10 protein-coding genes are annotated in these 12,369 nt (G+C 32.9%); all 10 read left to right on the top strand.

What is annotated here, in order from left to right; genetic code table 11:
- The first annotated feature begins 40 nt into the window (after positions 1–40).
- The 10 genes from G440_RS0115970 to G440_RS0115920 all read left to right on the top strand — a co-directional run bounded on the left by G440_RS0115970 (position 41) and on the right by G440_RS0115920 (position 12,368).
- Positions 41–1,402: a bifunctional cytidylyltransferase/SDR family oxidoreductase gene (locus tag G440_RS0115970; protein WP_026452214.1), complete on the top strand. Its 1,362-nt coding sequence runs from the start codon at positions 41–43 to the stop codon at positions 1,400–1,402.
- A 184-nt stretch (positions 1,403–1,586) separates the two neighbouring features.
- Positions 1,587–2,816: a CDP-glycerol glycerophosphotransferase family protein gene (locus G440_RS0115960; protein WP_026452213.1), complete on the top strand. Its 1,230-nt coding sequence runs from the start codon at positions 1,587–1,589 to the stop codon at positions 2,814–2,816.
- Positions 2,817–2,874: 58 nt separating this feature from the next.
- Positions 2,875–4,050 carry a hypothetical protein gene (locus tag G440_RS0115955; protein ID WP_026452212.1) on the top strand — a complete coding sequence of 392 codons (1,176 nt, stop codon included), beginning with the start codon at positions 2,875–2,877 and terminating at the stop codon, positions 4,048–4,050.
- Between the two features lie 106 nt (positions 4,051–4,156).
- On the top strand, positions 4,157–5,317 hold the full coding sequence (locus G440_RS0115950; protein WP_169718971.1) for a glycoside hydrolase family 88 protein: 1,161 nt from the start codon (positions 4,157–4,159) through the stop codon (positions 5,315–5,317).
- A 2-nt stretch (positions 5,318–5,319) separates the two neighbouring features.
- A complete protein-coding gene (locus tag G440_RS0115945) occupies positions 5,320–6,462 on the top strand; it encodes a polysaccharide pyruvyl transferase family protein (protein WP_034259779.1) in 1,143 nt (380 codons plus the stop codon).
- Positions 6,463–6,505: 43 nt separating this feature from the next.
- Entirely contained in the window at positions 6,506–7,495 is a 990-nt protein-coding gene (locus G440_RS20820; RefSeq protein ID WP_051285430.1) for a glycosyltransferase family 2 protein, read from the top strand.
- The gene (locus tag G440_RS0115935) at positions 7,492–9,210 is read left to right on the top strand and encodes a hypothetical protein (RefSeq protein ID WP_026452209.1); all 1,719 of its coding nucleotides are present in this window, start codon (positions 7,492–7,494) and stop codon (positions 9,208–9,210) included. Before G440_RS20820 ends, G440_RS0115935 begins: the two co-directional genes overlap by 4 nt.
- Positions 9,207–10,265 carry a polysaccharide pyruvyl transferase family protein gene (locus G440_RS20195; RefSeq protein ID WP_026452208.1) on the top strand — a complete coding sequence of 353 codons (1,059 nt, stop codon included), beginning with the start codon at positions 9,207–9,209 and terminating at the stop codon, positions 10,263–10,265. Before G440_RS0115935 ends, G440_RS20195 begins: the two co-directional genes overlap by 4 nt.
- 2 nt (positions 10,266–10,267) lie before the next feature.
- The gene (locus tag G440_RS0115925) at positions 10,268–11,365 is read left to right on the top strand and encodes a glycosyltransferase (protein WP_026452207.1); all 1,098 of its coding nucleotides are present in this window, start codon (positions 10,268–10,270) and stop codon (positions 11,363–11,365) included.
- 196 nt (positions 11,366–11,561) lie between these two features.
- Positions 11,562–12,368: a glycosyltransferase gene (locus G440_RS0115920; protein ID WP_026452206.1), complete on the top strand. Its 807-nt coding sequence runs from the start codon at positions 11,562–11,564 to the stop codon at positions 12,366–12,368.
- Position 12,369 lies beyond the last annotated feature (1 nt).

Raw genomic sequence — 12,369 nt, 5'->3', positions numbered from 1 at the left:
TTTAAAATATTTTTATTTCAATTCTCAAAAGATTAAAATCATGTCAAGAACCATTGCCATCATCTTAGCCGGTGGAAAAGGAATTCGATTGGGCGCTAAACACCCCAAACAATTTATTAAGATTGCCGGAAAAAAGGTGATTGAACATACCATAGAAGTTTTTGAAGAACATCCGGAAATAGATGAAATTGCAATTGTTACTAATCCAGATTATATTCGAGACACTGAAAAAATATTGGTTGATAATTTATATCCCAAAGTCAAAAAAGTTTTGGCAGGAGGGGCTGAGCGATATGATTCCAGTCTTGCAGCTATTAATGCCTATGAAGGCGAAGATGTCAATTTGATTTTTCATGATGCTGTTCGGCCTTTGGTCAGTCGCCGAATAGTCTCAGATTGTATTGAGGCATTAAAAACATATAATGCAGTTGATGTGGCCGTTAAAACTACTGATACTATTATTGAAGTAAAGGATAGCCTTATTCAAAACATCCCTGATCGTAGTCGTTTAAATAATGGACAGACGCCTCAGGCTTTTAAAATAGAAACTATTAAAAACGCCTATGAAATAGCTTTAAAAGATCCAAACTTTAAGGCTACCGATGATTGCGGTGTTGTAAAAACATATTTGCCACAGGAGGACATTTATGTTGTAGAGGGTGAAGGCTATAATATGAAATTGACTTATAAGGAAGATATTTTTCTATTAGATAAACTTTTTCAACTTCGGTCTATTGCAGATTCCAAAGCTGAGTTAACAGATAGCAGTAAAATTGGACTTAAAGATAAAGTTATAGTTGTTTTTGGCGGTAGTTACGGAATAGGAAAAGATATTGATGATTTGGGGACTCAAAATGGAGCAAGAGTACATTCCTTTAGTAGAAGTACTACAAATACGGATGTGTCCAATATTGAGGACATCCGCAATGCATTTTCGAAAGTGTATCAAGAAGAAGGTAAAATTGATTTTGTGGTCAATACGGCTGGAATTTTAGATAAACAGGCGCTACATAATATGGCCTTAGAAGATATTCAAAAAAGTGTGAATGTGAATTATTTAGGCTCTATATACGTAGCAAAAGAAGCTTTTCAGTATCTCAACAAGACCCAAGGTAGTTTACTTTTATTCACCTCTAGTTCTTATACTCGTGGAAGAAGTTTATACAGTTTGTATTCTTCTTCAAAAGCTGCCATTGTCAATTTAACTCAGGCCTTGAGTGAAGAATGGGATCACGTTAAAATTAATTGTATCAATCCTGAACGTACCAAAACACCGATGCGAGTAAAGAATTTTGGACAGGAACCTGATCATACGCTCTTAAAATCTGAACAGGTGGCAAATGCGGCTATAAACACCTTGTTTTCCAGCTTTTCAGGACAAGTGATTGATGTGAAAAATTAATGGAAGGAAAGATAACATCTAAAATTCATTTTTCTCTGAGAATAAAAGACCATTTGCCAATTAGTCAAATTATGAAAGAACTGACAAAAGCAAAACGTCAAAAGATCAGAGATATCTATTTTCACCAATGAGGTATGAAAAGTAAAAAAAGGATTTTAGAACAGATTTTAAAATAAAATTAATAATGCAAACGGTGATTTCAACATTTAAAAAAATTTATTGGCGGAGTAAAATAAAAGGAATCAATTTCTTAAAGAAAGTTTTACCAAAATACAATCGAGTAATAATTGTTGGAAATCATCGATTGGAAGATAATGCCATATCATTAGCCAATTATATTGTAGAAAATTATTCTACTCCTGTTTACTATGAAATTTCAAAGGAATATATAAATCAAGCTAAAAAATTTCTTAACCCAGAGGTAAAGATTTTAGATTCTTCAAAAAAAACGAAAGAACTTTTTAAGGCATTGACTACCAAATATATCTTTTTTACTTATCCTTATAGTTTAAGTAATAATACCAATTCTAAACGCCAAAAAATGATTAATGTTTGGCATGGGGTTGGCCATAAAAAAATAGCGAAAGGAAGAGGTAGAGGATCAACCGGTATTCCTGCTGATTTAACCATTGGGACTTCAGACCTTTCTTGTAATATGTTTTCGGAATTTTTTGATGTTCCTATAGAAAGTGTCGTAATTACCGGCTATCCACGAAATGATATGATGCTCAATGCGCAAAAAGATAGGGGCAAACTAAGAGAGAAATTAATATCAAAACTCGGCAATTATAAGCATTTTATTATCTGGATGCCTACGTATAGATTAATTATGGGGTCTGAAGTGGAGGGTACTGATAGAATGCCCGCGGGAAAGAAAATAGAAAGAGAAAATATATTCCAAATGCGCAATTTTGATGCAGAACGGTTTAATGCAATATTAAAAGAAAACAATGCCTTGTGTTTGGTAAAACCGCATCAGTTATTTACAACCGATATAGATGAATCTTATTTAAGCAATATAAAACTAATCAATAATGATTGGATTTATGAGCGAGATATGTCACTTTATCAGTTCCTTGCTTGTACGGATGCTTTGATTACTGACTATTCCTCCGTAATGATTGATTATTCGCTTTTAGATCAGCCTATCTTTTGTATTGCAGAAGATTTAGAAGAATATAAAAAAACACAAGGCTTATATTTTGACGATCATGAAAATTGGGTGCCAACAGAACTATTCCAAAATCAGGATGATTTCTTGAAAGCAATAGAGCATTTTTTAAGTACTGGGGAAGATTCTTATCAAGTAAAGCGACATAAAATCAGAGATGTATATTTTAAATATCTAGATAATCAAAGTTCAAAAAGAATTGTAGATTTTGCTTTTGAAAATAAAACTTTAAAAGGCCATTAATTCACATTTTTGAATTTTTTTAAATAGGTCTAAAAATTATAATTGCGAAAAAAGCAGGATGATAGAATTACAAAACATATATATCGAAAAAGCCGAAGACAAGGTTTTTTTTAAAGCAGATTGTTTAATAGACAACCAATTGCAAGTATTGTGGTTTTCCACAGATATAGCCAATGAAAAATATATCTCAACATCAAATGCTGATGCTTTTATTCTATTTATCTTTTTTTATGCGGTTTTTGAGAATTTGGAATTTAAATCTAATGTGCCAGTTTCCAAACGCTTGAAATTTGGATTGTTGGAGGTTTTGTTGCCCGCTTTTCAGGAGATGGGTTTTAAAGCGCAACCAGAACAGTTTTCGTTTGAGTTGGAAGATGACAGCCTTTATCCAGAAGCTACAGCTGTGGGCACGGCGATGTCTTTTGGGATAGATTCCTTCTACACCCTTATCAAAGGAAATGGCTCCATTCAGAAACTAAATTACTTAACACTTTTCAATGCGGGTGCCTATGGCAATTATGGAGGTGACAAAGCAAAAGAATTGTTTGATGCCATGAAAAATCGAGTGGATACCTTTGCGAATCAAAACAATTTAGGGTTTGCTTGGGTTGACACCAATCTTAATGAAACTTTTAGATTTCCATATATCCAATCCCACACCTTTCGGAATTTTGCCTGTGTCTTGGTTTTACAAAAATTGTTTAAAACTTATTATTACGCTTCCACCTTTAGTATAAATGATTTTAGACTTACACAGTCTGATCCTTCAAATTATGACTTATTAAATTCCAAGGCAATTTCCACAAACTCCTTAGAATTTCATATTACCGGATTAATCGAAAATAGGATTGACAAAACTAAAGTTGTTTCAAGCAATGAAATTTCTTATGATAATTTAAATGTTTGCTTAGTTACTTCAGACTACGCAGGGGCTAGTTTAGCGACAACCGCTAAAAATTGCTCTAAATGCGAAAAATGTGTCAGAACTATGGTTACTTTGGATATTTTAGGTAAACTTGAGCTGTATAAAAGTGTTTTTGATTTAAATATTTATGCTAAAAACAAAAATAAATATCTAGCTCATTTACTTTATAAAAAATATAGAGCCAACTATGTTTTTTCAAAGGATATATTCAATGAAGCTAAAGTTCGAAATTACAATATCCCTGCAAAAGCCTACTATCTTGCTTCTATGAGAGTTTTTCAACCTATTGTAAGAAAACTTAAACATTGACAGTTTTAAATTCTTCTACTATCAAAAAGGATATGTCCGTTAGTTTTCAATATTTATTCGGTAATTTCCCTTTAAACTTAGGAATACATAAATTTGCAGCATGAAAATGGAAGTCATATATAGTGTACTTATTCTTTCTTTGGTTCTAAACATCTTATTTTTCTATTTTGATACGGTTAAATTCATCTGGCCAAAAATAAAAAACAGATTAGAGGAACGGAAAACTATAACCAATATAGCGGAAAGTACTCCTGAAGTTATAGCGGACAGGGGCCTGAAAATTTTAAAGACTAATAAGTCTTTGATGAATTGGAATGAACCTAAGGGTTTTACACAAGAGTTATTACTCCTAAAAAGTAAGCATTACTCAAAATCGAAGGAATACAGATTGTACAACTATCCGCGGGCTTATCTATATTATGGCCTTTCGGAATTTTTTGTAAAAACTCGAAATAAAGAGAAACTAGTAGAATTGAAAAAGGTTTTTGATAATTTTATTGGTTTTAAAAACCAAAATACATTTAAAATCAATAGAATAGACCAACTTCCTTTTGGTTTAACTGCTCTAACTCTTTATGAAGAATTTAAGGAGGATAAATACCTTTATTTTTCCGAGGAATTATATGATTACGTTATTAAATCTGTGGGAGAAGACGGAATTATCTCTTATCGAGAAGGTCAGGAAGTAGTCTTTTTTGATACCCTGGGTATGTTTGTTCCTTTCCTTATAAAATATAATAAATATAGGGAAAATGAAAATTTATTGGAATTGGTCAAATCTCAGTTAGATTACTATATTCATCATGGAATAGATAAAGAATCTTTTTTACCGGCGCACGCGGTTCATAGAGCGTCAAAGGTAAAAGTAGGATCGATAAATTGGGGGCGCGGCATAGGTTGGTACTTAATCGCTCTATCCAATTATTATCAGCAAACGGGAGAATTTGAGAAAGAATTTAAAGGTGTTTTGGCTTCTTTAGATAAGCTGAAAACCCCTGAAGGACTTTGGCAACAGTTCCCAGGAAGTTATGGGAAATTTGATGCTTCAGCAACCACCGCTTTTTTGTATTCCTTTAGCTTTCATAAAGATATTAAAATGAATAGAAATGAAGTCTTGAATAAGTTAAAACCTTACCTTGGTTCAGATGGTAGTATCCTTGAAACTTCTGGAGATACTTATGGGCCCAACCATTATTCAAGTCTTTTTGGAAAAAGTGAATTTTCTCAGGGAATGTTACTCTTGTTGTTGAGTCAATTAAATAAATAGAAATGAAGAATAGTCTAAAAATCGCAATCTTAACGCAACCGCTACATGATAATTATGGAGGCTTACTTCAAGCTTATGCCTTAAAAGAAGTTTTAAATACCTTAGGGCACGAAGCTATTATAATAGACAGAAGAGGAGGGAAGCCAAAAGGTTTACGGAAAATTGCCTCTAGAGTTAAAGGGAAACTCTTGGGTAGAGAGGTAATTAGTAAAAGGCACCAAGATATAATTTCCAAAGAGACGATATCATTCAGGGAAAAATATATTCCTAATTTATCTGAAGTTATTGAGGATAACCAAGGAATGTATAAATTAAACAATATGAACTTTGATGCCTATATTGTTGGAAGTGATCAGTGTTGGCGACCTAAATATTCGCCGTATATAAGAAATTACTTTCTCGATTTTGCAAAAGAGAAAAGTAACATCAAGAGGCTATCCTTTGCAGCCTCCTTTGGGGTTTCTGATTGGGAATTCACAGACGAGGAAACGCAAGACTGTAAAGAACTTTTACAGCGTTTTGACGCCATTAGCGTACGGGAGAAATCTGGAATTGATTTGGTAAAGAAACATCTAGGCAGAAATGATGCTGTACACCTAATTGACCCCACCATGTTACTTGCTACGGATGATTACAAAAAAATTGCCGCACAAGAGAAAACAAAACCTTCTGACGGCAATCTAAAAGTTTATGTTTTGGATAAATCAGATTCTAAAATGCGAATTATTCGCGATGCCGAAAAGAAGCTTGGTCTAAAAATGTTTGAAGTCCTTCCTAAAAAAAGATTGGGGTCTGAACCAGTAACTAATCAGAATGTCACTGATTTCGCCTATCCCAATCCAGTAGAATGGTTGCGAGCGTATCAAGATGCGAAATTCGTTATTACTGACTCCTTTCATGGAACTGCTTTTTCCATTATGTTTAATGTTCCTTTTATTTCCATTGGAAATCCAAAAAGAGGAATGGCGCGTTTTGAGTCTTTACTGGGTATGTTTGACCTTGAAGATAGATTAATTTCTGATGATTTAGAGCATGTTAAAATAGATACTATCATTAATAACAAAATCAACTGGGATAAGGTAAATCAGATTTTGGACAAGGAGAAGATTAAAGCGCTCGACTTTTTAAAATCTAATCTGGATTAAACATCACTTGGTATGCGGGAATATCAATTAATAAAATAATTAAATGCCTACAATATCTGTCTTAATTCCTTGTTATAATGCTGAAAAGTACCTGTCTAAAGCTATAGAATCAGTATTGGGACAAACTTATGATGATTTCGAGTTATTAGTCTTAATAGATGGTTCATCAGATAACAGTAAAAAAATAGCTGAGGATTTTGCTAAAAATGATAAACGTATCAAAATCTTCGAAAAGCCTAATAGCGGGGTATCTGACACTCGTAACTATGGCTTAAAAAAGGCTAAAGGTGAATTCGTTTATTTTATGGACTCTGATGATTGGATAGAACCCCAACTCTTAGAAGAAAATCTAAAGATTTTAGACAGCGAAAATTTAGATCTAATTGTTTTTGGATATATACAGGATGATGAGAATACTATAGGAGATTTAATTGCTTCTAAGGAAGTAGCTCCTAGATTAACACAACTAAGTAAAGGCGACTTGAAAAATCGACTAGATCCATATCATATTGGATTGCTAGGTTATGTATGGAACAAAATATATCGCAAAGAATTCCTTTTAGATAATAATATTAATTTTCCAGTTGGAATTTCTTGGGGTGAAGACTTTTTATTTAATGCACCTGTTTTTATGTCTTCAAATAAAATCTATTTTAATTCTGGCTGCTATTATCATTATTTAAGTAGACCAACATTGTCTTTGGCAAAATCCTTTCAAGATAATTTATTCGAATTAATCATAAAAAAAAACGAAGTATTGGAGCAACTTTTGCTCGATTGGAGTGTAAACAATAAAAAAGAACTTTTATCTACCACACTCTTTTCGGGTTTTAAATATTGCTTACTTAACTTAAACGAAAGCAGTTTAAATCAGGCGAAAAAAACAGCTTACTTAAAATATATGTGCTCACATCCAAAAAGTGAAGAATTGTTTAAAAATTTTGTTCCTCAGGCATATAAAGATAAATTACTTTTAATACTCATTCGTTCTAAGAATATGAAATTGATTAACTTTTTAAGAAAAGTAAAATGAGTAAAGTCTTAGTCATAGCTTATAAAAAACCTCCATCCAATCTTAAAGAGAACATCCGGAAATCTTTTTCTTTTATAGCGCCTCCCAACATTAAAAATGAGTTAGAAATTATACAGCCGGACGCATCTATTAATACTTTTATTGGCGTTTTAAATCCAGAATTTGAGATCAATTCAAAAACCACAGAGATTGTATCTGGTTATACAAGAGACGTCGAAAATAAAAGTGGGCCACTAAAGGATGGTTCTTATTTTAAAATTAAATGGGAAGAGCAGTCTATTTCATTTAATGTAGATCGCTTTGAATCCAAATCCTTATGGTTTTATCAAGATGAAGAAAAATTCATAGTTTCCAATTCTCAATTATTGATAACATCTTTAAAAAAATCGTTTAAAATAGACCCCAAGACCATTAGTTGGTTTTTATCTTCGGGGGCAACGGGCTTTCAAAATGCTTGGGATTCCGAAGTGAAAAAAGTAATTCATAGTAATTTATATGCTTTTTCTCTAAAGGATTGGCAGCTTTCAAAAACAAATAGAGCTTATGCAATTGAGGACATAAGTTTTTCAAAAGAAAAGGAGTTTTTACAGAAACATGTTGATTTTACAAAGCAAGTTTTTGAAAAGCTATCAGCTAACAATCTTGTCCAAGATATGGTTTTACCTTTATCTGGTGGAAATGATAGTAGATTGTTGTTCTATATTTCAAATAAATTAAAAGAATATAAAGATCTAGCATTAGCGAATTGGGGTGTAAAAAAGGATCCAACTGTTTTTGATGATAAGAAAGTCGCAAACGAAATTGCCCAAGCTTACAATAAACCTTTAAAGGATTATTACCTACCATCTAAAATTGAGAATTTAGATAGTTTTTTTGAAACTTATATTCGAAATGGAGATTGTAGAATAGATCATTTTAATGCCTACACAGATCATTTTAAAATTTTTGAGCAACTCTTTACCGAAAAATATAAGTTTATTATTAGGGGGGACATTCCTTTTACTGAAGGCTTGGATTTAAATGAAAAAATGTCTAGAGCCCATATTGGAATTCCTAAATTCACAGATTATGGAAATTATACATCCTTTGTTCTTGACGATTTTGTAGAAATTCAAGAAAAGGACTTACCTTTAATTTCAAAAATTGAGACTGAAACTTTAATTGAATGGAGAGATCGGCTTTATATAGATTTTAGAATACCGATTGTTATTTCCTCTTTTGACGATTTAATAAATCCTTATATAGTAACCATAGCTCCAATGATTTCTTATTCTCATTTCCTTTTATACGCTCAACAAAAACCGAGTAAAAGAGGTGATAAGGCGCATATTGTCAAGCTTTCAGAAAAAATGGATGAGTCCAAAGTTGGTTTTAATGCTTCCCCATCAATTATGGGGATGGAAGAGTTGTTGAGAACTGAAGATACTATTAAATATTTAAAGGAATACCTAAGAAGTATGAATAATACTTTATTTTCTAAGGAAATGATTGAGAGTATCTGTAGTCAGTTGACTTTTAATGCACATTATAATCCAAACATTAAAAAACCCTTTAAAACTCAAATTATAAATTTTGCAAAAGAAAACGTACCCACAAAGCTTAAAAGTTTACTGAAAGCAAATTACACAAAGAATATAAATAGTCTAAGCCTGGCATATAGAATCGTTATGATTGACAAGGTTTCTAAAATATTTAATCAATCAACTACTTTATGATACCTTCAAGTATTTTAAACTTCAGAACAAAATATTCCATTTTACTTTTTCTTCAAGGCTTTAAGTCTTTTGATTATTTTAAAAATATCGCTGTAAACAAGAATAAAAAGCATGCCTATATATTTTTAGCCGCGGACTATGGTAATCTAGGTGATGTGGCCATTACGTATGCGCAAACCCGATTTTTAAGGGATAATTTAGGTGATGAATTTGAAGTGATTGAAATTCCGATAAGTCAAAGTTTGGAGGGGCTTCACTTTGTGAAGAAAAACATAAAACCTGGTGATATCGTGACATCTGTTGGCGGTGGAAACTTAGGGGATATGTATGATCAAATAGAGTACATTCGCCAATTAGCAGTAAAATACTTTCCAAAGAATAAATTCATTTCTTTTCCTCAAACCTTTGATTTTGCAGAAACCTCCAATGGAATAAAATCCTTGAGAATAGCGAAAAAAGTATATAATGCGCATCCAAATATGTTTTTTATTGCAAGAGAGAAAACTTCTTTTAAATTGATGCAAGGGCATTTTAATAAAACCACCATCTTGCTTACTCCAGATATCGTAATCAGTCTTGATAAGGAAAAACCAATGCAGAACAGGAGGGGAGCAGTTATTTGTATGCGAAGTGACAAAGAGAAAAATATAACCGAAGATCAAGCGTTATTTATTACCAATCAAATAAAGACCCGGTTCGATGCTGTGAAATACTATGATACGCATATCGATAAAAATAATCTTAATGTAGAAGAGAGAGAAACGGAGCTAGCTAAAATCTGGGATACTTTTAAATCTGCTGAATTGGTGGTGACAGACCGTCTACATGGAATGATATTTTGCTATATTACAAATACGCCGTGTTTGGTTTTTCAAAACAATAACCACAAAGTACGGGAGACTTATGATTGGATTAAAGGCAATACAAATATTAATTTGATGGCACGTTTTGATAAGGAAGAAATTAAATCATTTTTTCGAAGATCGCAATTCAATACAGGTACAATACAGAAGTTGAAAGATTTATATACACCCATAAGAGAAAATTTAAACTAGGAATGCAAAGAATACTCCATATATCTGGTAAAATGGATCGCGCGGGTGCCGAAACAATGGTTATGAATCTTTACAGAGCTATTAATCGTAAAGCGTTCCAGTTTGATTTTGTGGTTTTCTCAGATAAACCAGGAGACTTTGATTCCGAAATTAAATCACTTGGAGGAAAGATCTACATAATACAGGAACAAAATCCAATTGCAAGGATGTTCGCATTAAAAAACTTACTGATTGATCATCCAGAATATAAAATAGTACACGGGCACACACTTCTTAGCAATGTCTTCCATATGTGGGCAGCCAAAGAAGGTGGAATAAAGCACCGAATTTCACATGCGCATAGTACAAGTGACAAGGCGCGAAATGGTGTAGTCTCAAAATCATATCAATTAATAAGTAAATGGGGAATCAATCGTTTTGCAACTGAATATATTAGCTGCGGTCAAGATGCAGCTAGCTTCCTTTTTCCTTACCAGAAAGATGTTTTATTGTTGCCCAATGCAGTAGATGCTGTAAAACTGAGTAGAATAGGAGAAAATCAAAAAGAGTATATAAAGGAGAAATTTGGATTTTCTGGATTTAAAATTGTTCAAATAGGGCGATTGCAAGACGTTAAAAACCACAGCTTCACTATTCATTTAGCAGAATTTATGAAACAAAAGGGTTTGGATTTTAAGGTTTACTTTATTGGTCAAGGGCCTTTAGAAAAAGAAATCCGTGCAGAGATTGCAGAAAAGAATTTAGAAGATGTAATTGAAATGTTGGGTTTGCGAACCGATATTCCTGAATTAATGGCAGGCGCCGATGCCATGTTAATGCCTTCTCTACACGAAGGCTTTCCTGTGGTTTTGGTAGAAAGTCAAGCTGTGGGCTTACCGGCTTTAATTTCTGATACAATCTCAGCCGAAGTGGATTTAGGCCTGGACTTGGTTAAATTTTTACCTTTGGATGCTGAATTGGAAATTTGGGCATCTACTCTTATGAAAATTAAGAATAAAACTGAAGATGCGGAACAAAGATTAGATACCATTAAAAAAGGAGGATTTGATATTGCCGAAAACGTAAAAAAACTGGAAGATATTTATCGAAACATGGCCTAATTGTTTTTAAGTCAGCATTTTATTTCACGTTCCTCCGCTTTTAATAATCGTTTTGCTTACTTACTTTGATTTTTATGAATACGCTTAAATATGTGTCCGATTTGTAACTATGTTATCCGAAAAAATCAATACAAAGTACTTGGAGTTTTTCTATTTTCGCACTTTCAATTTTCAGATCAAATGTTTTTGAAATAAAATGACGCAAGAAAAATCAAATCCTCGTATTACCATCCTCATGGCCATTTACAATTGTGAGCCTACTTTGCGCGAGGCGATAGATTCGCTCTATGCTCAAACATATAAGGATTTCAAATTGGTGCTGTGTGACGATGGTTCTACCGATGAGACGTACGCTATCGCTAAAGAATATGATGATCGTTATCCTAATATTATCCTCTTAAAAAACGAGAAAAACATCAAATTGGCTGCCTCACTTAATCGTTGTTTGGAATATGCAGATACCGAATATATTGCTAGAATGGATGGTGATGATATTTCATTGCCCACAAGGTTTGAGAAAGAAATGCATTTCTTGGATAAACATCCTGAGTATGCCATAGTGAGTACATCTATGATCTATTTTGATGAAAATGGAGACTGGGGTGTCGCAAAAGTGAATCCCACCCCAAGTATAGATAGTTTTAAAACCGGTACGCCACATATTCATGCGCCGTGTATGATTAGGACCTCCGTTATGAAAGAGATAGGGGGGTATACTGTAAATAAATATACAGAACGCGGTCAAGATGTCTATTTATGGTATACATTTTATAAAAATGGTTACAAAGGTTATAATTTAGAAGAGCCGTTATATAAGATGAGAGATGATAAGAATGCTGGAACAAGACGTACTTTTAAAGTGAGATACTATGGTTTTATTAGACAAAGAATGATTTTTAAAGGATTAGGAATAAAATTTGGATTCTTTTACGCACTTCCTATTTTGATGAAAGCTTTTATTCCGAACTCTTTAATGGAGTTCGTGAAAAAGAATAGAACCTAAA

Origin of the sequence: Aequorivita capsosiphonis DSM 23843, assembly GCF_000429125.1 — a bacterium.
GTDB classification, from domain to species: Bacteria; Bacteroidota; Bacteroidia; order Flavobacteriales; family Flavobacteriaceae; genus Aequorivita; species Aequorivita capsosiphonis.
The sequence above is the reverse complement of the archived record's forward strand: the minus strand, read 5'-3'. Positions and strand labels throughout refer to the sequence as shown.